Annotated in this window: 22 protein-coding genes and 1 tRNA gene; 17 read left to right on the top strand and 6 right to left on the bottom strand. The window is 71.2% G+C overall.

Going from position 1 to position 19,482, the window contains the following annotated elements:
- Positions 1 to 13 precede the first annotated feature (13 nt).
- Positions 14 to 445, top strand: coding sequence for a hypothetical protein (locus AB0C62_RS21180; protein ID WP_362975258.1), 432 nt, complete (start codon positions 14 to 16; stop codon positions 443 to 445).
- 149 nt (positions 446 to 594) lie between these two features.
- On the top strand, positions 595 to 756 hold the full coding sequence (locus AB0C62_RS21175) for a hypothetical protein (protein ID WP_362975256.1): 162 nt from the start codon (positions 595 to 597) through the stop codon (positions 754 to 756).
- A 70-nt stretch (positions 757 to 826) separates the two neighbouring features.
- Here the strand turns inward: AB0C62_RS21175 and AB0C62_RS21170 are convergent, their stop codons facing one another.
- Complete coding sequence (locus tag AB0C62_RS21170) at positions 827 to 2,461, bottom strand: helicase HerA-like domain-containing protein (RefSeq protein ID WP_362975254.1); 1,635 nt, start codon at positions 2,459 to 2,461, stop codon at positions 827 to 829.
- 105 nt (positions 2,462 to 2,566) lie between these two features.
- Between AB0C62_RS21170 and AB0C62_RS21165 the strand changes: the two genes are divergently transcribed.
- On the top strand, positions 2,567 to 2,863 hold the full coding sequence (locus AB0C62_RS21165; RefSeq protein ID WP_003999914.1) for a type II toxin-antitoxin system VapB family antitoxin: 297 nt from the start codon (positions 2,567 to 2,569) through the stop codon (positions 2,861 to 2,863).
- A gap of 90 nt (positions 2,864 to 2,953) precedes the next feature.
- Positions 2,954 to 3,607 (top strand): LytR C-terminal domain-containing protein, encoded by a 654-nt coding sequence (locus AB0C62_RS21160; RefSeq protein ID WP_362975252.1) that lies wholly within the window; start codon positions 2,954 to 2,956, stop codon positions 3,605 to 3,607.
- A gap of 79 nt (positions 3,608 to 3,686) precedes the next feature.
- On the opposite strand, the gene upp is transcribed toward AB0C62_RS21160, so the two are convergent.
- Positions 3,687 to 4,322, bottom strand: a complete 636-nt coding sequence (upp, locus tag AB0C62_RS21155) for a uracil phosphoribosyltransferase (RefSeq protein ID WP_362975250.1) — start codon at positions 4,320 to 4,322, stop codon at positions 3,687 to 3,689.
- A gap of 138 nt (positions 4,323 to 4,460) precedes the next feature.
- Between upp and AB0C62_RS21150 the strand changes: the two genes are divergently transcribed.
- The 9 genes from AB0C62_RS21150 (at position 4,461) to AB0C62_RS21110 (ending at position 10,844) form a co-directional block, all read left to right on the top strand.
- Positions 4,461 to 4,643 carry a hypothetical protein gene (locus tag AB0C62_RS21150; RefSeq protein WP_351426420.1) on the top strand — a complete coding sequence of 61 codons (183 nt, stop codon included), beginning with the start codon at positions 4,461 to 4,463 and terminating at the stop codon, positions 4,641 to 4,643.
- Between the two features lie 436 nt (positions 4,644 to 5,079).
- Complete coding sequence (locus tag AB0C62_RS21145; RefSeq protein WP_362975363.1) at positions 5,080 to 5,625, top strand: hypothetical protein; 546 nt, start codon at positions 5,080 to 5,082, stop codon at positions 5,623 to 5,625.
- A gap of 407 nt (positions 5,626 to 6,032) precedes the next feature.
- Positions 6,033 to 6,464 carry a tRNA adenosine(34) deaminase TadA gene (gene tadA / locus AB0C62_RS21140; RefSeq protein ID WP_362975361.1) on the top strand — a complete coding sequence of 144 codons (432 nt, stop codon included), beginning with the start codon at positions 6,033 to 6,035 and terminating at the stop codon, positions 6,462 to 6,464.
- A 98-nt stretch (positions 6,465 to 6,562) separates the two neighbouring features.
- Positions 6,563 to 6,650 (top strand) — tRNA-Ser (locus tag AB0C62_RS21135).
- Between the two features lie 430 nt (positions 6,651 to 7,080).
- On the top strand, positions 7,081 to 7,260 hold the full coding sequence (locus tag AB0C62_RS21130) for a hypothetical protein (protein WP_081218223.1): 180 nt from the start codon (positions 7,081 to 7,083) through the stop codon (positions 7,258 to 7,260).
- A 31-nt stretch (positions 7,261 to 7,291) separates the two neighbouring features.
- Positions 7,292 to 7,585, top strand: coding sequence for a Dabb family protein (locus AB0C62_RS21125; RefSeq protein WP_362975248.1), 294 nt, complete (start codon positions 7,292 to 7,294; stop codon positions 7,583 to 7,585).
- A gap of 262 nt (positions 7,586 to 7,847) precedes the next feature.
- Positions 7,848 to 8,810: an RNA polymerase sigma factor SigF gene (locus tag AB0C62_RS21120; RefSeq protein WP_362975359.1), complete on the top strand. Its 963-nt coding sequence runs from the start codon at positions 7,848 to 7,850 to the stop codon at positions 8,808 to 8,810.
- Positions 8,811 to 9,054: 244 nt separating this feature from the next.
- Entirely contained in the window at positions 9,055 to 9,951 is an 897-nt protein-coding gene (locus tag AB0C62_RS21115; RefSeq protein WP_362975246.1) for an RNA polymerase sigma factor SigF, read from the top strand.
- A 50-nt stretch (positions 9,952 to 10,001) separates the two neighbouring features.
- A complete protein-coding gene (locus AB0C62_RS21110; protein WP_362975244.1) occupies positions 10,002 to 10,844 on the top strand; it encodes a hypothetical protein in 843 nt (280 codons plus the stop codon).
- Positions 10,845 to 10,892: 48 nt separating this feature from the next.
- Here the strand turns inward: AB0C62_RS21110 and AB0C62_RS21105 are convergent, their stop codons facing one another.
- Entirely contained in the window at positions 10,893 to 11,093 is a 201-nt protein-coding gene (locus tag AB0C62_RS21105; protein WP_081218227.1) for a hypothetical protein, read from the bottom strand.
- Positions 11,094 to 11,399: 306 nt separating this feature from the next.
- Here AB0C62_RS21105 and AB0C62_RS21100 point away from each other — a divergent pair, with 306 nt between their 5' ends.
- From AB0C62_RS21100 to AB0C62_RS21090, 3 genes are all read left to right on the top strand, one after another.
- The gene (locus tag AB0C62_RS21100) at positions 11,400 to 11,906 is read left to right on the top strand and encodes a MarR family transcriptional regulator (RefSeq protein ID WP_081218228.1); all 507 of its coding nucleotides are present in this window, start codon (positions 11,400 to 11,402) and stop codon (positions 11,904 to 11,906) included.
- Positions 11,907 to 11,926: 20 nt separating this feature from the next.
- Complete coding sequence (locus tag AB0C62_RS21095; protein WP_362975242.1) at positions 11,927 to 14,458, top strand: MFS transporter; 2,532 nt, start codon at positions 11,927 to 11,929, stop codon at positions 14,456 to 14,458.
- A gap of 95 nt (positions 14,459 to 14,553) precedes the next feature.
- Positions 14,554 to 15,375, top strand: coding sequence for a YceI family protein (locus tag AB0C62_RS21090; protein WP_362975240.1), 822 nt, complete (start codon positions 14,554 to 14,556; stop codon positions 15,373 to 15,375).
- A gap of 7 nt (positions 15,376 to 15,382) precedes the next feature.
- Here AB0C62_RS21090 and AB0C62_RS21085 read toward each other — a convergent pair whose 3' ends face one another.
- Complete coding sequence (locus AB0C62_RS21085) at positions 15,383 to 16,111, bottom strand: ANTAR domain-containing protein (protein ID WP_362975357.1); 729 nt, start codon at positions 16,109 to 16,111, stop codon at positions 15,383 to 15,385.
- A gap of 154 nt (positions 16,112 to 16,265) precedes the next feature.
- On the opposite strand from AB0C62_RS21085, the gene AB0C62_RS21080 reads away from it, so the two are divergent.
- On the top strand, positions 16,266 to 16,736 hold the full coding sequence (locus AB0C62_RS21080; protein ID WP_362975238.1) for a PPOX class F420-dependent oxidoreductase: 471 nt from the start codon (positions 16,266 to 16,268) through the stop codon (positions 16,734 to 16,736).
- 165 nt (positions 16,737 to 16,901) lie between these two features.
- Here the strand turns inward: AB0C62_RS21080 and AB0C62_RS21075 are convergent, their stop codons facing one another.
- Both AB0C62_RS21075 and AB0C62_RS21070 read right to left on the bottom strand, forming a co-directional pair.
- On the bottom strand, positions 16,902 to 17,675 hold the full coding sequence (locus AB0C62_RS21075; RefSeq protein WP_362975236.1) for a TetR/AcrR family transcriptional regulator: 774 nt from the start codon (positions 17,673 to 17,675) through the stop codon (positions 16,902 to 16,904).
- Between the two features lie 173 nt (positions 17,676 to 17,848).
- Positions 17,849 to 19,378, bottom strand: a complete 1,530-nt coding sequence (locus tag AB0C62_RS21070; protein WP_362975234.1) for an MFS transporter — start codon at positions 19,376 to 19,378, stop codon at positions 17,849 to 17,851.
- Positions 19,379 to 19,482: the final 104 nt, after the last annotated feature.

Raw genomic sequence — 19,482 nt, 5'->3', positions numbered from 1 at the left:
CTCCGGTGGGGACATGACGCTCATGAGCCCCACCCCGCGCCACCCGCACCCGCTGCGCCGCCGCGGGCGAGCGCGGGGAGGGGCTCGCGGGGAGATCCGCGGAGCGGCTCACCCAGGAGCCCGGACCAAGGTCGTCCGGATCCTCGTCCTGCTCGTCGTCGCACTGCTCGCCACGGGCCCGCACCCGGAGGCGTTCACCGCCCCGATGGCGTCCGTCGCCGCCGTCTCAGGCGGCGCGGAAGGCACCACGGAGCACGACGCCCTCGACACGGCGCTCCGCCCGCCGCACCGCCAGGGACACCGCCCCCTCACGCCACCGCGCCCGGCCGCCACGCCCCACTCCGGACGACACTCCCGCCCCGCACGGGCAGCCGCGCCCACCGGCCCCGCTCCCGCCCCCTCGCCCACCCTGCACACGCTCCGCTGCGTGGTCCTGCGCTGCTGACAGACCCGGCCCCGCCGACCGGCCCCGGCCCCAGGCCCGAGCCCCCGGCCAGGTCTCTCACCAGCGAACCCCGGTGATCCCGCCTTCTGGCACACCGCCGTCCCGGCGTACCGGCATTCCAGGAACCAAGCAACAGGACAGGACCCCTCATGCCCACGGACCCGTACGCGGTCCTGCGCGCCCTGCTGCGCGCGGAAGCCGCCCGCGACAACGCCCCCGACCCGAACCCGCGCCCCGTGCCACGCTCCGTGCCGCGCTCCGACCCGGACGAACAGCGTCCGGGCTCGCCCCCGGACACCCCCCGCACCTGACGACAGGAGGCGGCCGCCCCGCCCGGGACGGCCGCCTCCGGCGCTGTCGCGCCCCATCACCCGCCGCGTGCTAGCGCCGCCTGCGCGCCGTCCCGAAGAGCGACCGGGTGATCTCCCGTCCGATCTGGGTGCCCACCGACCGCGCCAGCGACTTGAACATCCCGCTGCCGACGACCTGCTCCACGACGGAGGCGTCCTCCTTCGGAGCGCGGCTCCGGCCGCCGCCGGACCGCGCGGCCCGCGGAGCGTCCTGCTCGCCACGCCCGGCAGACCCGGACACCGCGGCACCCTCGGCCTGCGCCGCCGTGAGCTTCTCGTAGGCCGACTCCCGGTCCACCGCCTGCGCGTACCGCCCGTAGAGCGGCGAAGCCCGCACCGCCCGGTCGAGGTCGTCCCCTGCCACCGGCCCCATCAGGGACCGCGGCGCCCTGAGGCGGGTCGCGGCGACCGGCGTCGGGGCGCCCTTCTCGCTCAGCACGGTGACGACGGCCTCGCCGGTGCCGAGGCCGGTGAGCACCTCTTCGAGGTCGTACGGGGAGTTGGGGAACGTCTTCACGGTCGCCTTCAGCGCCTTCTGGTCGTCCGGCGTGAAGGCGCGCAGCGCGTGCTGGACGCGGTTGCCGAGCTGGGCGAGGACATCACCGGGTACGTCCTTCGGCGTCTGCGTCACGAAGAAGACGCCGACCCCTTTCGAGCGAATCAGCCGGACGGTCTGCGTGATGGAGTCGAGGAACGCCTTGGAGGCGTCGTTGAAGAGCAGATGGGCCTCGTCGAAGAAGAAGACGAGCTTCGGCTTGTCCGAGTCGCCGACCTCCGGAAGGTCGTGGAAGAGGTCGGCCAGCAGCCACATGAGGAAGGTCGAGAAGAGCTGCGGCTTGTCCTGCACGGCGGGCAGTTCGAGGACCGACACCACGCCCCGGCCGTCCTGCGCCGTCCGCGTCAGCTCGCTCGTGTCGAACTCCGGCTCTCCGAAGAAGGGGCTCATGCCCTGCGCCTCGAAGGCGGTGAGGGAGCGCAGGATGACGCCCGCCGTGGCGGTGGAGAGACCGCCGATCCCCTTCAGCTCCTGCTTGCCCTCGTCCGAGGTCAGGAAGGCGACGACCGCGCGCAGGTCCTTGAGGTCGACGAGCTCCAGGCCCTTCTGGTCGGCGTAGTGGAAGATCAGGCCGAGCGACTGCTCCTGGGTCTGGTTGAGCTGGAGCACCTTGGAGAACAGGACCGGTCCGAAGCTGGTGACCGTGGCACGCAGCGGGATGCCGTGGCCGAGGCCGCCGAGCGCGTAGAACTCGGCGGGGCAGCCGCCCGGAGTCCACTCCTGGTGGACCTCCCCGGCCCGTTCCCGGACCTTGTCCCCGGGCTCGCCCGGCGCCGAGATCCCGGAGACGTCGCCCTTGACGTCGGCGAGGAACACGGGGACGCCCTGTGCCGACAGTTGCTCGGCGATGAGCTGGAGCGTCTTGGTCTTGCCGGTGCCGGTGGCGCCCGCGACCAGCCCGTGCCGGTTGAGCATCGGCAGGGGGACGCGGATCTGCGCGTCGGGCAGGCAGGCCCCGTCCCACAGCAGCGCGCCGAGGTCGAGGGCGGGTCCGGCGAAGGCGTAGCCGGCGGCGATCTCCAGAGCCTCCTGCGGGAGCGCGGGGGCGCCGCCGGGCCCCTCGGGACCGGCCCCAGCGGCAGCCGACGGCACGGTCTCGCTCTCACTCATATCAGACCCCTGTTTCCGATTTGCCCAGCTTTGCGGCGGCTTTTCCAGCGTCGCACTCCGTCGCCGTGGCTGCGCCCGGAACGTCTTGACCGGTAGGCTTTCCGTGTGATCTTCAAGCGCATCGGAAACGGCCGGCCGTACCCCGACCACGGCCGGGAAAGCACCCGGCAGTGGGCGGACGTCGCGCCGCGCCCGGTCCGCCTCGATCAGCTCGTGACGACCAAGGGCCAGCTGGACCTGGAGACCCTCCTCGCCGAGGACTCCACCTTCTACGGCGACCTCTTCGCCCACGTCGTCAAGTGGCAGGGCGATCTGTACCTGGAGGACGGCCTGCACCGCGCCGTCCGCGCCGCGCTCCAACAGCGCCAGGTGCTGCACGCGCGCGTCCTTGAACTGGACTAATGGCCACGGCTTGACCCCAATGGGTTGAACTGAGCGCCGAGCAATGATCATTTAGTAGGCATCGCCGTCCGGGCCCACTACGCTGCGCCCATGAGCATGCTCACTCCCCCTGGCATGGGTGGCCAGTACCGGATCACGGGGGACAAGTACCCGCGGATGCGCCGACCTCGGGGGCGCCGCCGGCTCGCGTTCCTGGTCGTCGCCTCCGTCGCCGCACTCGGGCTGATCGGGTGGGGAACCCTGCAGCTCATCGACGTCTTCACCGGTGGCGGCAGGGCCAGCGCCGCGGGCACGAAGGCGGACTGCGGGTCCAAGGCCTCCCCGGCGGCGAAGGCCTCCGCGGCGGCCGCGGTCGCGGGCACCCTTCCGAAGCCGGGCCAGATCACCGTGAACGTTTTCAACGCGACGCCCCGCAGCGGGCTCGCCAAGCAGACCGCGGACGAGCTGAAGAAACGCGGCTTCAAGATCGGCGACGTGGGCAACGCGACCGCCGCCTACGACAAGAAGGTCGACGGCGCGGGGCTGCTGCTCGGCGCCAAGAACGCCGACCGGGCCGCGCTCCCCGTCCTCAACACCCAGCTCTCCGGCGCCCAGCTGAAGACCGACGGCCGGACGCAGGCGACCACCGTCGACCTCATCATCGGCAACGGCTTCAAGACCCTCACGACAAAAGAGGACGCCGACAAGGCGCTGACCGTCCTGGCCCAGCCCGTGCCGACGCCCTCCACCAAGAAGAGCTGCTGACCCCTCGGAACGGAAACCCTGGGCTCTGCCGAACACCCGTTCCGCAGAGCCCGCTTCCGAGGCGGCGTCCGTTCCGTGGTTACTCGGCGGCGCCGTACATCCGGTCCCCCGCGTCGCCGAGGCCCGGCACGATGTAGCCGTGCTCGTTCAGGCGCTCGTCGACCGAGGCCGTGACGACGGTGACCGGCGTGCCCGCCAGGTCCCGCTCCATCACCGCGACGCCCTCCGGCGCGGCCAGCAGGACGACAGCGGTGACGTCGTCGGCGCCACGCTTGATCAGCTCCTGGATCGCCGCGACGAGGGTGCCGCCGGTGGCCAGCATCGGGTCGAGGACGTACACCTGGCGGCCCGAGAGGTCGTCCGGCATGCGGGTGGCGTACGTGGAGGCCTGAAGCGTCTCCTCGTCGCGCACCATGCCCAGGAAGCCCACCTCCGCTGTCGGCAGCAGCCGGACCATGCCGTCGAGCATGCCGAGGCCCGCGCGCAGGATCGGCACGACGAGGGGGCGGGGGTAGGAGAGCTTGACGCCCGTGGTCGGGGAGACCGGGGTCACGACGTCGACCTGCTCCGTCCGCACGTCACGGGTGGCCTCGTAGGCGAGCAGGGTGACCAGCTCGTCGGCGAGCCGCCGGAAGGTCGCGGAGTCGGTGCGCCGGTCGCGCAGGGTGGTGAGCTTATGGGCGACCAGAGGGTGGTCGACGACGTGGAGACGCATGTCCACAACAGTAGCCGGGCCCCGGACGCCCGCCACTGCCCCGTCCGGCACGCCCCGGCCCGCCGCGTCACCTGTCCGCTGGCATCAAACCGACCATCGGAGGGAAGGTGGGAGGGACGGACCTGGGGTGGTGTGCCAATGCGGAACCCGGAAGAGGAGACCTCCGAGCGGCAGGAGAGCGACGCCGAGCGCAGGAGGCGACGGGCCCAGTTCCTGCGCGACCTGGCCGAGGCGCGCGAGCTGCGCGACCGGGTCCAGCCCCGCCGGGCCAAGACGGCCCGCCTGCGCCACGCCATGCGTATGCGCACGTTCCGCTGGTAGACAGCCCGCACGGCGGACCGGACCCGCGCGCCCGTCCCCCCGAGGGGCACGACACCGTGCGGCGCCGGGGGCGACACGCCCGCACCGGGCCGGCACCGCGACCGTGAGGCATCGCCAACTCGCCCAGGGCGAAGCCCGAATCACGCCGCACGTCAGCGCCCGCGACGCGCCCGCCGCGCGGGCGGCATCGCACCCGGCGCGCCGTCGGCGGCACGCCGTCGTGTCGGGCCGGGAGGCGCCTGCGCGGCGGGGGCATCCGCGTACGATCCGCTGTCAGCGATCAAAAGAGGCAGACACAGCAGGCCGAAGACGTCCCCTGAGCGCTCTGTTTCTGCCACGATTCCGAGTGGGCGGGGCTCAGCGCAACACTCCCCGCCCACAGCCTCCGCCGGGGGGAACCCCAACCGGCACACCTATGACCAGTGGGAGAGTCACGGTGTACTTCGCCGCACTGCTCGCGCGCACCGAAGACGGGTGGGAAGCGAGCGACACAGAGCTCGACGATGTGGAAACCCTGTCGGATCTGACCGACCTGGCCCGTGAAGTCTCGGACGAGGACACGGTGCTTCTGCTCATCGAGCAGGAGGACGCGTGGTTCGGTGTCGTCCGCGTGGACGGCGAGGAGGACCCTCGCATCTACGTGTCGGACGCCGCCGCGGCCGCCCGCAGTTCGTACGGCGAGATCCTGCTCACGGACGAAGTGCTGGGACGGGAACCGGGCGGCGACGCCCTCGACCTGGACGCCCTCGACCTGGACGGCACGGAGGACGGTGAGCCCGCGGACTCCGAGGACGACGAGGAGGAAGAAGAAGAGGGGAGTGTGTCCGGCGACGCCGTGTCGCACAGCCCCGTCGGGGACCGCTACATCCTCGCGGACCTCGGAGTGAGCGAGAGGGAACTGCTGGCCCTGGACGAAGGCGAGGCGCTCAGCACGATCGCCGAGTCGCTGGGGGCGGCCGAGGTCCTGGAGACCGTCCGCTAGGCCCGGGACGGCGGGCAGACCGCCTGTACCGGCGAGCCGGGCCCCCGCTCCCCGGACCGAACGACGCAGCACGACATCAGCAATGACAGACGCCGCCGGGCCGGCCCGCACGAGGCGGCCGGCTCCGCAGTCGTGTCCGCACGCGGCGGGACGACGACGGACCGCCGGTGGACCGGCCCGGCATCACGCGGGATCCACGACCCGGCCCCGGAGCGGGCCGGGTCACTGACGTGTGCCCCCTCTCCCGGCGCCGCGTGTCCCCGGGCCGCCCCGGCCTCGCAGCACCCACGGTGCCCTCGGGCAGGTCTCAGCCCCTGGGCCCGGCGGGGTTCCGCTAGGTTCCCGGGGTGAGCACCCCCCATCAGGCACCCCGGCCCGATCCCGTACGCGACCCCTGGCGGGACCCGATGCGGCTCGCTCTGGACGAGGCACGGCTGGCCGTCCGGGGCGGTGACGTTCCCGTCGGCGCCGTCGTGCTGGCGCCGGACGGGACGACCGTGCTGGCGGCCGGCCACAACGAACGCGAGGCCACCGGCGACCCGACGGCGCACGCCGAGGTCCTCGCGCTGCGCAGGGCCGCCGCACGGCTCGGCGAGTGGCGGCTGACGGGTTGCACGCTCGTGGTCACCCTGGAGCCCTGCACGATGTGCGCGGGCGCGCTCGTGCAGTCCCGGGTCGAGCGGGTGGTCTACGGCGCCCGTGACGAGAAGGCGGGCGCGACCGGGTCCGTCTGGGACGTGGTCCGGGACCGGCGGCTGAACCACCGGCCCGAGGTCGTCGAGGGCGTCCTCGACGAGGAGTCCGCCGCGCTGCTCACCGACTTCTTCCGCGACCGCTGACCCTGCCGGGGGGGCTCGTAGGCCGTGTCCCGCGCGGAAGTTCCGGGGTCCCTCAAAGGATTTCGGACCATGGCCCACCTTGGGGTAGGGTCTTCCTCGGTAGCGTGTCCGAGCGGCCGAAGGAGCTCGCCTCGAAAGCGAGTGTGGCGTAACCCGTCACCGAGGGTTCAAATCCCTCCGCTACCGCTTGAGAAGGGCCCCGTCGAAAGACGGGGCCCTTCGTGCGTTCCGGGACAGGCGGGTCCGTGCGGGGCTCCGGGCACGGAAAAGCCCCGGCGTCCGCTCAGTCGCCGGGGCTTACCTTCCGCACCCACAAGGGGCCGGGGGAGGCGGCATCGGGGGGACAGCCGCCTCCCCCGTTTCAAGGACCCTCAGGTCCACGCCGCCGTCTCGGGGGAAGCTGCGGCGCGGACCCCGCAGTGAGGCCCCTCCGGGCCCCGCGGACTTCCTGCCTGTCCCGCCGGGGCTCTCCTCCATCCTGACCTGCGGCAGCGCGCCCCGGGCCCGGCAAAAGACCTCGACCAGTGGGCCGTTGGTCCCTAAAGAGCGTGTGAAGGTTAAACTCACCGCCGTCACAGGGGGCCCACCGGGCGCAGCAGGCACAGGGGAGGCCGCCATGGCGGTGAATTCGAAGAAGATCGCGATCTACGTCATCGTGGTCTTCGCGCTCTACGTGATCATCACGGATCCGGCCAAGGCCGCCGACTACGTCCAGATAGGCTTCGAGGGCATATCGAGCGCCGCCCAGGCGGTGGGCGACTTCATGACCTGGGTCGCCGACGGAGCCCAGAACTGACGCCCGGCGCCGACACCTCCAAGGAGTTCCCGTGATCCGCCATCTGGTCCTCTTCAAGCTCAACGACGGCGTCGAGCGGGACGAGCCCCGTGTCGTCGAGGGCGTCGCCGCCTTCCGCGCGCTCGGTGACCAGATCCCCGAGCTGCGGTTCTGGGAGTGCGACTGGAACATCACCGACCGGCCCATCGCGTACGACTTCGCGATCAACTCCGCCGTCGAGGACACCGACGCGCTCACGCGCTACCTGGAACACCCGGCCCACCAGGCGGGCGTCGCCCTCTGGCGCGAGTTCGCCACCTGGGTGATCGCCGACTATCCGTTCTGATCGGTACGCCGGCTCCGCCCGTTTCTCCGTTCGTTCGACCGGAGCGATCCGATCGCCGCGACCGGCCGCGGCGACCTCATTTCCCGCCCCTGACCGCAACCGGTCAGGGGTTTTTGGTGTCTTACGCCCCAACTCACCCCCAACACGGCAATATGCGGTGCTTGCACACAGTGCACATGTCTTGTGATGCTATGACCGCTTTTGACGGATGAGTTGACGGATACGTTGACGGACGTTGACGAATGACGAGGTGGCGTTGACCGTGTCGGCCAGTACTGCGCCGCCCCAGGAGGAAGCCCCGGCCCAGGCCCAGGCACCGGCCCCCACGCTTGCCCCGGCCCAGGTCCCGCCCTCGCCCCCGGCGCAGAGCACCGCACCGGACGCCACAGGAGGCACCGCGACGAGCACCGCACCCGTGGCGCCCGTCGTCGAGACGGCCCCGGAGGTCGCGCCCGAGCGACGCCGCGGCGCCGACACCCGAGCCCTGACCCAGGTGCTCTTCGGCCAGCTCAAGGTGCTGGAGCCGGGCACCTCCGAGCACAACCGGGTCCGCGGGGCGCTCATCGAGGCCAACCTCCCCCTCGTCCGGTACGCGGCGGCCCGCTTCCGATCCCGCAACGAGCCGATGGAGGACGTGGTCCAGGTCGGCACCATCGGCCTGATCAACGCGATCGACCGCTTCGACCCGGACCGGGGCGTGCAGTTCCCGACCTTCGCGATGCCGACGGTCGTCGGCGAGATCAAGCGGTACTTCCGCGACAACGTCCGCACCGTCCACGTACCGCGGCGGCTGCACGAGCTGTGGGTGCAGGTGAACTCCGCGACGGAGGACCTGACGACCGCCTTCGGGCGGTCGCCCACCACCTCGGAGATCGCCGAGCGGCTGCGCATCACCGAGGAGGAGGTGCTCTCCTGCATCGAGGCCGGCCGTTCGTACCACGCGACCTCCCTCGAGGCGGCCCAGGAGGGCGACGGGCTGCCGGGGCTGCTCGACCGGCTCGGCTACGAGGACCCCGCGCTCGACGGGGTCGAACACCGCGACCTCGTACGGCATCTGCTCGTACAGTTGCCCGAACGCGAGCAGAGGATCCTGCTCCTGCGCTACTACAGCAACCTCACGCAGTCTCAGATCAGCGCGGAGCTGGGAGTGTCCCAGATGCATGTGTCAAGGCTGCTCGCCCGTAGCTTCGCGCGTCTTCGATCCGCAAACAGGATCGAGGCGTAACCGACAAGAGCGAATCGCTCAAGGTCACTTTTTCCGGCGGTTGAGCGCTGAAAAACCGTCAGACCCCCTTTTTCCAGGGCCTATTCACCCTCTCCATGTCGACATGTCACTACAGCGTGTTGCCGACATGTGACATTCTTCCGGAAGCGCGTTTGCCGCGGCCCCGCCTCCGGTATTCAGGTGGAGGCTGCGTTCCTCCGACGGGAGCGATTGCCGCGACCGTCCGCGACCCAAAGGGGGTGGCATGTCCGCAGATCAGGGCAGCTCGAAGGTGCTCACGCTCACGAAGAGCGACGCAGTGCCCGAGGCGCACGCCGCGCTTCCCGATGTCCCTGCCACCGAGGCCCCGGAACCCGTTCTGGTCCCCGAGTCCTCGGGCGCCATCGACACCCGGACCCTGTCCCGCTCCCTCTTCCTGCGGCTCGCCGCACTCGGCGAGAACAGCCCGGAGCGTGCCTACGTCCGGGACACCCTCATCGAGCTCAACCTCCCGCTCGTCCGGTACGCGGCGGCCCGCTTCCGCTCCCGGAACGAGCCGATGGAGGACATCGTCCAGGTCGGCACGATCGGCCTGATCAAGGCGATCGACCGCTTCGACTGCGAACGCGGCGTGGAGTTCCCGACGTTCGCGATGCCGACGGTCGTCGGCGAGATCAAGCGCTTCTTCCGCGACACCTCGTGGTCGGTGCGCGTCCCGCGCCGCCTGCAGGAGTTGCGGCTCGCCCTCACCAAGGCCAGTGACGAGCTCTCCCAGAAGCTCGACCGCTCGCCGACGGTCGCCGAACTCGCCACCGTGCTCGGGGTGTCCGAGGAGGACGTGGTCGACGGTCTCGCCGTCGGCAACGCGTACACCGCCTCCTCGCTCGACTCGCCCGCGCCCGAGGACGACGGCGGCGAGGGCTCCCTCGCGGACCGCCTCGGCTACGAGGACACCGCGCTGGAGGGCGTGGAGTACCGCGAGTCGCTCAAGCCGCTGCTCGCCAAACTGCCGCCCCGCGAGCGCCGGATCATCATGCTGCGCTTCTTCGCCAACATGACCCAGTCGCAGATCGGCGAGGAGGTCGGCATCTCGCAGATGCACGTCTCCCGCCTCCTCACCCGCACGCTGTCCCAGCTGCGCGAGGGCCTCATCTCCGACTGAACACCCCACATGGGGTTCATAATTGACGGACCGTCAGTCACACTGGCGCGATGCGTCACGAGTCGATACCCGGACGCCGGGGTGCCCTGTGGGGTGCCTCGGCGGCCGTGCTGTGTCTGGGCGGAGTCCTGGCCGCGTGCGGGAGCGGCGGAGCCGGCGGCGGCTATGTCGCGGTCGGCCCCGGGGGCGGTTCACCGGGGGCCTCGGGAGCCGCGGTGGCCCCGTCGGAGGACGTGTCCCTGGTTCCGCTGGACGGCTCCGGGAGACGCGGCCCCGGATCGGGGGGCGCCAAGTCCGGTGACGGGCGGGCCGGTTCGGACGGTGGCGGATCGACGTCGTCCGGCGGCGGCCCGGGTTCGGCCGCGGGTGAGGGCACCGCGGGTCGGGGAGACGCGACGAAAGCGGGCGGCGCCAAGGCCACAAGCGGTGGCAGCGGCTCCGGCAGCACGGGGACCGGCGGCACCGGCACCGGCTCGTCCTCCGGGTCCGACTCGGGCCGCACAGGAGGGAGTCCGGGAGGAAGTCCGGGCGGTGGCACCGGACACTCCTCCGCGCCGGCCACCCCCGAACCGTCGGCGAGCCTCCGGCCCGCCGCGCTCGGCGTGACGGGTACCGCGCGGGCGGCCACCGATCACCGCTGGTGCGAGAAGGTCACCGTCTCACTCCGCAACACCGGTGGTACGGCGGTGCGTTCGGGCACGGTGACGTTCGGGACGCACATCATCGGGTCGCTCGGGATCGACTGGGCGACGATCACGTCGACCGAGACCCTTCCCGCGCCGATCGCAGCCGGCGCGAGGAAGGACGGCACCTGGACGGTGTGCGTCGACGCGTGGCGGGTGCCGTTGGGCATGCACATCGAGACGCGGGACGTGTCGGTCCAGTGGAAGTGAGGACCTGAGAGCGGTGCGCGTGGTGGCCGGGGAACCCGGCCGGCCCGCCTACTTGAACGCGAGCCAGGCCACCGCGGCGACGACCACGACGGCGACGATGACGCCGACGATCAGACCCACACGGGGACCGGCGGGAGCCGCCGCCTGCTGCTGCTGCCGGCCCTGGGGGGACTCGTCGACGAACGCACGGAACATCTGGGTGCTGCCCGCGGGGTCGTAGTTGCCCTCGGGGCCCTGGGTGTTTGCCATAGGCCAGGACACTAGCGAATCCGCGGGGTCTGCCCAAGTGCAGGGTTCCGCTTTCCCCCCGGCCCAGGGGCGGTTCGACCGGAACACCCGTTCCGCGGGGTTCTCGCACACCGCCGAACGCGCGTCCGACGGGCACCCCAGGCCCCGTCACAGCGAACCCATAGCCTGACAACCGCCCTCACCTGCGGGTTTACATTCGCCAATGCTTGCCTTTGCCAAGTTTTTAGCCCTGAAGCCCCGAACTCGTTTGCCTGCGGCAACCAACTGCTTTTATGGTTGCCCTAAGCAACGAATAGGGGAGGTGTGATGGCCGAGCAGGCGCAGTACGAGGAATTGGCTCGTCAGCTCAGCGCCATCGGTGCCGTGAAGAGGGACATGGGACGGATCCTGCCGCCCGACTGTCCCGGGGGCTCCGCCGCCGTGCTCACGCTGCTCGGCCGGTACGGCGAGATGCGGATGAGCAGGCTCGCGGAGCTTCTCTCCGTGGACATGTCGGTGACCAGCCGCCATGTCGCGCATGTCGCCGACCGGGGCTGGATCGAACGGTTCCCGGACCCCGCCGACAAGCGCTCACGCATCCTGCGCCTCACCGGCTCCGGCCAGGAGCAGCTCGACGAGCTCTCCCTGCGCAGCTCCCGGCTGCTGGCCGACCGGCTCAGCCACTGGTCCGACGACGAGGTCGGGCTGCTCATCGAGCTGATGAGCAGGCTGCGCGAGAGCTTCGGCGACTGCCGCTCCACGCAGCGGACCCCGGCGCACCCTCCCCCGTACGCGACAGACGTATCAGAACTGACCACCCGTACACCCGCTTAGTACGTAAGAAAAGGAAGCCCATGGCAACGACCACACCAGCCGGTGTGCGGGGCTCTCACGCCAAGCACGGAGGCGCCGCCGACGGCGCTCCGATGACGCACCGGCAGATCATGGAGGCGCTCTCCGGGCTGCTGCTCGGTATGTTCGTCGCGATCCTGTCGTCGACGATCGTCTCCAACGCGCTCCCCCGCATCATCGGTGACCTGGGCGGCGGCCAGTCCGCCTACACCTGGGTCGTCACGGCCGCGCTGCTCTCGATGACCGCGACCACGCCCCTGTGGGGCAAGCTGTCCGACCTGTACAGCAAGAAGGCGCTCGTCCAGATAGCGCTCGTCATCTACGTGCTGGGATCGGCCGCCGCCGGTCTCTCCCAGAACGCCGGCACGCTGATCGCCTGCCGTGTCGTGCAGGGCGTCGGCGTCGGCGGTCTGTCCGCCCTCGCGCAGATCGTGATGGCCGCGATGATCTCCCCGCGTGAGCGCGGGCGCTACTCCGGCTACCTGGGCGCGACGTTCGCCGTCGCGACGGTCGGCGGTCCGCTGCTCGGCGGTGTCATCACCGACACCAGCTGGCTCGGCTGGCGCTGGTGCTTCTACGTCGGTGTGCCGTTCGCGATCATCGCGCTCATCGTGCTGCAGAAGACCCTGCACCTGCCGGTCGTGAAGCGGGACGTCAAGGTCGACTGGGGCGGCGCGTTCTTCATCTCCGCCGCTGTCTCCCTGCTCCTCCTGTGGGTCACCTTCGCCGGTGACAAGTACGACTGGGTCTCGTGGCAGACCTACACGATGGTCGCGGGCGCGATCATCCTCGGTCTGCTGTTCGTCCTCGTCGAGTCCAAGGCCAGCGAGCCGATCATCCCGCTGCGGCTGTTCCGCAACCGGACCATCACGCTGTCGTCCCTCGCCTCGCTGTTCGTCGGCGTCGCGATGTTCACCGGCACCGTCTTCTTCAGCCAGTACTTCCAGCTGGCGCGGGACAAGTCCCCGACGATGTCGGGTGTCATGACGATCCCGATGATCGCCGGTCTGTTCATCTCCTCCACGGTCTCCGGCCAGGTCATCACCAAGACCGGACGGTGGAAGTACTGGCTCGTCAGCGGCGGCTTCCTGGTCACCGCGGGCCTCGGCCTGCTCGGCACGATCCGCTACGACACGACGTACTGGCACATCGCGATCTTCATGGCGCTGCTGGGCCTCGGCATCGGCATGATGATGCAGAACCTGGTGCTGTCCACGCAGAACCAGGTGGCGCCGTCCGACCTGGGCTCCGCCAGCTCCACGGTCACCTTCTTCCGTTCCCTCGGTGGTGCGATCGGTGTCTCCGCGCTCGGCGCGGTCATGGCCACCCGGATCACCGACTACGTGAAGGACGGGCTGACCGACCTCGGCCCCAAGTACGCCTCCCTCGGCTCCGGTTCGGACTCCAGCTCCACCATCCCGGACATGGACAAGCTGCCCGCGCCGCTGCGCACGGTGATGGAGAGCGCGTACGGCCACGGCATCGCGGACGTCTTCCTGATCGCCGCCGGCATGGCGCTGGTCGCCTTCCTGATCGTGCTGTTCATCAAGGAGGTCCCGCTGCGGACGTCCGGCGCGATGGCCCAGGCCGCCGCCGAGCAGTCCGGCGCCCCGGCCACCGAGACGGCCGTCGCCGAGTCCGTCGAGGTCCCGGCCGACGCCGAGCGGATCCCCGCCCAGGCCGTCGCGGCCACCGAGGCGGGCCCCGAGGGCACGCAGCGCCTCGCCGCCGTCGCCACCGCGACGCGCGAGAGCGTCCCGCAGCCCGTGTCCGGCGGCATCCCGGTGCGCGGCCAGGTCCGCGGCAACGAGAGCGCGCCCGTACCGCAGGCCGCGGTCACGCTGATCTCCCTCGCGGGACGTCAGCTCGGCCGCTCGGTCGCCCAGACCGACGGCTCCTACGCGGTGGACGCGCCCGGCGTCGGCTCCTACGTCCTGATCGCCTCCGCCGACGGCTTCCAGCCGCAGGCCTCGACGATCGTCGTGAACGACGAGCCGCTCACGTACGACATCCTGCTGAGCGGCACGAGCGGGCTGAGCGGTGTCGTCCGGGCGGCCGACGGCGGTACCCCCGTCAAGGACGCGATGGTCATCGTGACCGACGTCCGCGGTGACGTGCTGGCCACCGGAACCACCGGTGAGCAGGGCGAGTTCGCCTTCGCCGAACTGGTCCCCGGAGTCGTCACGGTCGCCGTGAACGCGGCGGGCCACCGGCCGCGCGCCCTGCCCGTCGAGGTGGGCGGCGCCGGGGTCACCCGGATCGAGGTCGACCTCGACTCGGGCTCCCAGGTCCAGGGTGTCGTCAAGGCACCGCACGGCCCCCTGTCGGACGCCCGCGTGACGCTGGTCGACGCGGCCGGCAACGTGGTCGGCACCGCCAGGACCGGTGCGGACGGCGCCTACGCCTTCACCGACCTGGACGGCGGCGAGTACACCGTCATCGCGACCGGCTACCCGCCGGTGGCGACGGCGCTGACCGTCGGCGGCCGTGGCGTGGACGACCACGACATCGAACTCGCCCACCCCGGCGAGTAGTTCGAAGCCCCGGCCCGTGGGGAGCGCGCACTCTGAGCGGAGGTGCGCCCCCCACGGGCCGGTTTTCATTGCCGCATCGCAAGGAGTTACTGCACATGGGACTGACCGCGAAGATCCGTACGCGGGACGGATGGGCCGTGTCGCACGCGGTCGTCACGGTGACCGACATGACCGGCACGCAGGTGCTGCGGGCCGAGGCGGACACCGACGGGGCCGTCCGCGACACCACGAGCCTCGCACCCGGCGCCTACACCGTGATCGTGACCGCGGTCGGGTACGCGCCCGCAGCGTCCAGCGCGATCGTCACGGCCGCCGGCCGGGCCGAGGTCGGCCAGGTGACGCTGGCCCGCCAGGGCGGCACCGAACTGCCCCCGCCCGGCCCGTGGACCATCGACCCGGCGCACTCCTCCATCGGCGCCGTCGCCCAGCACCTGGGCATCTCCAGCGTGCACGGCCGCTTCACGGACTTCGCCGGCCGCATCGAGATCGCCCCCGACGACGTGAGCAGGTCCCGCGTCGAGGCGACGATCTCCGCCGCCTCCATCGACACCGGCAACGGCATGCGCGACGGCCACCTGAAGTCGCCCGACTTCCTGGACGTCGAGAAGTACCCGCACATCAGCTACCGGTCGACGGACGTGACGCCCGCGGGATCCGACCGCTGGACCGTGCACGGCGAACTCACCATGCACGGCGTCGTACGCCCCGTCGACCTCGCCCTCGCCTACCTCGGCACCGGCGCCGACCCCTGGGGCGGCACCCGCGCCGCGTTCCGCGCGACCGTGGAACTGCGTCGCGAGGACTTCGCCATGAACTACAACCAGGTCGTCCAGGCGGGCATCTCCGCCATCGGTACGACGCTGAAGGTGGAGTTGGACATCCAGGCGGTGCAGGGCGAGTCGCTGCCGGCCGTCTGAGCCCGGCTCACTCGCCCTCGCTGGCGTCGACGATCCGTCGGGCCAGGTCACGGAGCTTGACGTTCTCCCGCTGGGAGGTGCGCACGAGGCTGTCGAACGCCTCGGACGCGTCGATGTCGAGCCGCTCCATCAGGATGCCCGTGGCCTGCCCGATCAGATCCCGGGTGCGCATCGCCTCGGTGAGCTGCTCGCGCATCGTCGCCGTCTCCAGCGCGATGCTGACGTGCGCGGTGAACAGCCGGCCGACCCGGGTGGCCTGGTCGTCGAAGACGCGCGGCTTGCCCGCGTACGCCGTCAGGACGGTCAGCCGGCGCCGGTCGGCCCTGAGTCTGAGCGACAGCACCGATCTCAGCCCGAGGCTCGACAGCGCGAGGTCCCCGTCCCCCTCCACGGAGGCACTGTCCTCGATCCGGGCCACCGGAGCCGTCCACAGCCGGTTCCAGTACGGCTGGTGCTCACGGCCCGCGTTCAGCGTGTCGGCCGAGCGGACGACCTCGTCCGTCCAGGCGAGCGTCTCCCGGTGGGCCTTGCGCTCGATGACGGAGATCCCGGCGTGCTCGGCGCCCGGCAGGACGTGCACGGCCAGGCGTACGGCGGTCTTCAGGGTGCTGTGGGTGCTCACGGTGTCGTGCAATTGCTGAGCGGCGACCGTCAGGGCATCAGCCAGCTCGAAACCCGTAGCAAAACGGGGCAATTCAGAAAACTCGGACGCAGCCACCACGAACCTCTTCGGCATGCACGGCCAAACGGCCATGCGCAGGAGAGCTCCGCAGCACATTCCCGACTGCGAGCACAGGACGAACAGCACTTTAGCTGCTCGGATGGGGTCCGGTGGCGTGCACGGGTACAGCCCGGGGGCGACAGGGGCGCACGCGGCCTACGCTGATCGCATGGCACCCAACATCGCGACGAACACCTCCGTCTCCCTCGACGAGTTGCTGGACTTCGTACGCCCCCGACACCGGGCCATCCTGCTGACCCGCCGCGCCGACGGCGGCCCGCAGGGCTCCCCGCTGACCTGCGGTGTCGACGACTCGGGCCGCATCGTCGTGTCGACGTACCCCGGGCGGGCCAAGACGCGCAACGCGCAGCGGGACGAGCGGGTCGGCCTGATCGTCCTCAGCGACGAGTGGAACGGACCCTGGGTCCAGGTCGACGGCACCGCCGAGGTCCTCGACTCCCCCGACTCCGTCGAGCCGCTCGTCGAGTACTACCGGAACATCGCCGGGGAGCATCCCGACTGGGACGAGTACCGGGCGGCGATGCGCAAGCAGGGCAAGTCGATCATCCGGGTCACCCCGACCCGCTGGGGCCCGGTGTCCACCGGCGGCTTCCCGGCCCACCTGGCCCCGCAGGAGTAGCCGACGCCACAGGTTTTCTCGCCCCCTCCGCCCCTACCCTTCCCGTACCTGGGGCTCCGCCCCGGACCCCGCTCCTCAAACGCCGGAGGGGCTGGATTTCTCCCGTACGGGAGGGGCCGTCGGTGGGTGACGTCTGATCCAGCACGCCCGGCGCGCAGCCGGACCTCAGCCCCGGGCCACCATCGCCTCGATCCCCGCGACCAACAGCTCCAGTGCGAACCCGAAGTCCCGGTCGCGCATCTCGGAGACGGTGTCGCCGCCCCGTGCCTCCATCAGATCCGCCGCACTGGCGAAGTCCGCCGCCAGCTGCGGCTGTTCGCTGATCGTGCTCATGGCCTCGCGGAAGTACTCGTCCTGCGACACCCCCGCCGTGGCGCACCGCTGCACGAAGTGGCCCTCGATCGTCCCGAACCCGTACACGAACTGGAAGACGGCCGACATCGCCCCGGTCTGACCGCGGGGCGGCAACCCGGTGTTCCGGATCACCCGCTGCACGCACATGGAGAACGCCATGGAGTGCGGCCCGATGTTCAGGAAGCTCCCGACGAGCGGCGACACCCACGGGTGGCGCACCAGCAGCGCCCGGTTCCCGACGGCCAGCGCCCGCAGCTGATCCCGCCAGTGCTCCGCCGACTCGACGTCCGGCAGCTCCAGTTCACCGAAGACCGCGTCGAGGGCGAGCTCCAGGAGGTCGTCCTTGGTGTCGACGTACCAGTACACGGACATGGCCGTGACGTTCAGCTCGGCCGCGAGACGCCGCATGGAGAACTTCGCGAGCCCCTCCGCGTCCAGCAACCGCACGGTGGCCTCGGTGATCCGCTCCCGGTCGAGCCCCGACGGTTGCCCGCCACCCCGCGCGGCCCCGCCCCGGGGCGCCTTGCCCTCCAGCCAGACACTGGTCCGCGGTGGACGCTCGGCCCTGTCGGCTGCCCTCACCATGGCGCACCTTCCTCGGAACTCGAACCACGGGACGGGCCGAGAACTCCCCGGTCCGCCACCCTGACGATGCTAAGCGGGCGCTCGACGGCGCTCGACGGGCACCACCGCGCCGTCTCTGTCCGATGTGTCCTCCGGGCCGCCGCCGAAACGCCCTCGCGCGGACTCGTACGCCCTCACACGGCGACCACCGCCGCGGAGTCCGCCCTCTCCGCCCTCCGCAGCAACGCGGCCGCCAGGAGTCCTCCGAGCAGGACGGCGACGGCGCCCACCAGCTGGCTGGCCTCCAGGCCGGAGGAGAACGCGTCGGTGATCCGCCCGCGTTCCTCGGCCGACCCGGCGGAGGCGAGCGCGGCGGGCAGCGAGGCGGCGGCCACCGGAATCAGCGCCGCGAAGCGCGAGTTGAGCACCGCGCCGAGCACGGCCACGCCCAGCCCGTTGCCGAACTCGGCGAGGGTGCCGTTGATACCGGCGCCGACGCCCGCCTTCTCGCGCGGGATGGCGCTCATGATGGCGTGCGCCATCGCGGGGTTGGCCACCGCGCAGCCCGCCCCGATGAGCAGCAGTCCGGCGAGCGTTCCGGCGTATCCGTGGCCGGTGAGCGTGGCGATCGACACCAGGCCCGCGGACATCAGCGTCATGCCGATCACTATGGAGAGCGGTGTGCCGAGCCGCTCGGTCCAGCGGGCCGACAGACCGGAGAAGTTCAGCGCGACGACGACGAGCGCGAGCGGCGCGGTCCGCAGGCCCGCCTCCAACGGCCCGTATCCGAGCACTAACTGGAGGTGCTGCGTCAGCAGGAACAGTGCCCCGCCCATCCCGAACGTGATGAGGACGGCGCCGGCGACGGCTCCGGTGAACCGCTGGTTCCGGAAGAACTGCAGGTCGAGCATGGGGTACGGGATCCGGCTCTCCCAGGCGGCGAAGGCGCCGAGGACGAGCACGGCGAGCGCGGCCGTGCCGAGTACCCGCGCCGACGTCCAGCCGTGCTCGGGCCCCGAGATGATCGCGAACACCAGCGCGGTCATGCCGACCGTCGACAGCAGGGCACCCACCACGTCCGGCCGGTCCGCACGCCGTGGCGCTCCCGGGGACCCGGGGAGGGCCACGACGCGCGGCGCGGCCTTCGACTCGGGGACGAGGGCGATCACCGCGACGAGGCCGAGTGCCGCGACGGGCAGGTTGATGAGGAAGATCGCGCCCCACCAGAAGTGGTTCAGCACGAAGCCGCCGATCAGCGGCCCCGCGGCGAAGCCCACCGCGTTGACCGCGCTCCAGATGCCGATCGCCTTCGGGTGCTCGTCCGGCGTGAAGATCTGCATGGCGACGGCGAGGGTGGTGGTGAGCAGCAGTGCCCCGCCGACCCCCATGCCGGCCCGTGCGGCGATCAACTGCCCGGTGGAGTCGGCGAGTCCGGCCACCAGCGATCCGACTCCGAACAGGGCGAGTCCACTGACCAGCATCTTCTTGCGGCCGTAGCGGTCGGCGGCGCTGCCCGCGGTGAGCAGCAGCCCCGACTGCACCAGCGAGTAGGCGTTGATCATCCACTGGATGTCGGAGGTCGCCGCGTCCAGCTCGCGGGTGAGGGAGGGGATGGCGACGTTCAGGACGGTGTTGTCGAGCAGCACGGTGAGCTGGGCCAGACAGATGACCCCGAGGATCAGCCAGCGCTGGGGGTGCCCTTGCGGAGGGGACGAGGTTGACATGCTGTACACCGTAGAACAGTCACCATACGGCGTACAACGCGGTTTCTCGGGAGTCCGGCCGACCGCTGGGAGGACTGCTGACCGCCTGCCCCGGCCCTGTCGGC

The sequence above is a fragment of the Streptomyces sp. NPDC048643 genome (assembly GCF_040650615.1).
In the GTDB taxonomy this organism is placed as follows: Bacteria; Actinomycetota; Actinomycetes; order Streptomycetales; family Streptomycetaceae; genus Streptomyces.
Note: the sequence above shows the minus strand (reverse complement) of the source record. Positions and strands in the feature narration are given on the sequence as shown.

Bases quoted from the DNA above. Each gene is read 5' to 3' on its own strand.
- AB0C62_RS21180 (WP_362975258.1), top strand. From the start codon at position 14: ATGACGCTCATGAGCCCCACCCCGCGCCACCCGCACCCGCTGCGCCGC.
- AB0C62_RS21175 (WP_362975256.1), top strand. From the start codon at position 595: ATGCCCACGGACCCGTACGCGGTCCTGCGCGCCCTGCTGCGCGCGGAA.
- AB0C62_RS21170 (WP_362975254.1), bottom strand. From the start codon at position 2,461: ATGAGTGAGAGCGAGACCGTGCCGTCGGCTGCCGCTGGGGCCGGTCCC.
- AB0C62_RS21160 (WP_362975252.1), top strand. From the start codon at position 2,954: ATGAGCATGCTCACTCCCCCTGGCATGGGTGGCCAGTACCGGATCACG.
- upp (WP_362975250.1), bottom strand. From the start codon at position 4,322: ATGCGTCTCCACGTCGTCGACCACCCTCTGGTCGCCCATAAGCTCACC.
- AB0C62_RS21150 (WP_351426420.1), top strand. From the start codon at position 4,461: ATGCGGAACCCGGAAGAGGAGACCTCCGAGCGGCAGGAGAGCGACGCC.
- tadA (WP_362975361.1), top strand. From the start codon at position 6,033: ATGCGGCTCGCTCTGGACGAGGCACGGCTGGCCGTCCGGGGCGGTGAC.
- AB0C62_RS21130 (WP_081218223.1), top strand. From the start codon at position 7,081: ATGGCGGTGAATTCGAAGAAGATCGCGATCTACGTCATCGTGGTCTTC.
- AB0C62_RS21115 (WP_362975246.1), top strand. From the start codon at position 9,055: ATGTCCGCAGATCAGGGCAGCTCGAAGGTGCTCACGCTCACGAAGAGC.
- AB0C62_RS21110 (WP_362975244.1), top strand. From the start codon at position 10,002: ATGCGTCACGAGTCGATACCCGGACGCCGGGGTGCCCTGTGGGGTGCC.
- AB0C62_RS21105 (WP_081218227.1), bottom strand. From the start codon at position 11,093: ATGGCAAACACCCAGGGCCCCGAGGGCAACTACGACCCCGCGGGCAGC.
- AB0C62_RS21100 (WP_081218228.1), top strand. From the start codon at position 11,400: ATGGCCGAGCAGGCGCAGTACGAGGAATTGGCTCGTCAGCTCAGCGCC.
- AB0C62_RS21095 (WP_362975242.1), top strand. From the start codon at position 11,927: ATGGCAACGACCACACCAGCCGGTGTGCGGGGCTCTCACGCCAAGCAC.
- AB0C62_RS21090 (WP_362975240.1), top strand. From the start codon at position 14,554: ATGGGACTGACCGCGAAGATCCGTACGCGGGACGGATGGGCCGTGTCG.
- AB0C62_RS21085 (WP_362975357.1), bottom strand. From the start codon at position 16,111: ATGCCGAAGAGGTTCGTGGTGGCTGCGTCCGAGTTTTCTGAATTGCCC.
- AB0C62_RS21080 (WP_362975238.1), top strand. From the start codon at position 16,266: ATGGCACCCAACATCGCGACGAACACCTCCGTCTCCCTCGACGAGTTG.
- AB0C62_RS21075 (WP_362975236.1), bottom strand. From the start codon at position 17,675: ATGGTGAGGGCAGCCGACAGGGCCGAGCGTCCACCGCGGACCAGTGTC.
- AB0C62_RS21070 (WP_362975234.1), bottom strand. From the start codon at position 19,378: ATGTCAACCTCGTCCCCTCCGCAAGGGCACCCCCAGCGCTGGCTGATC.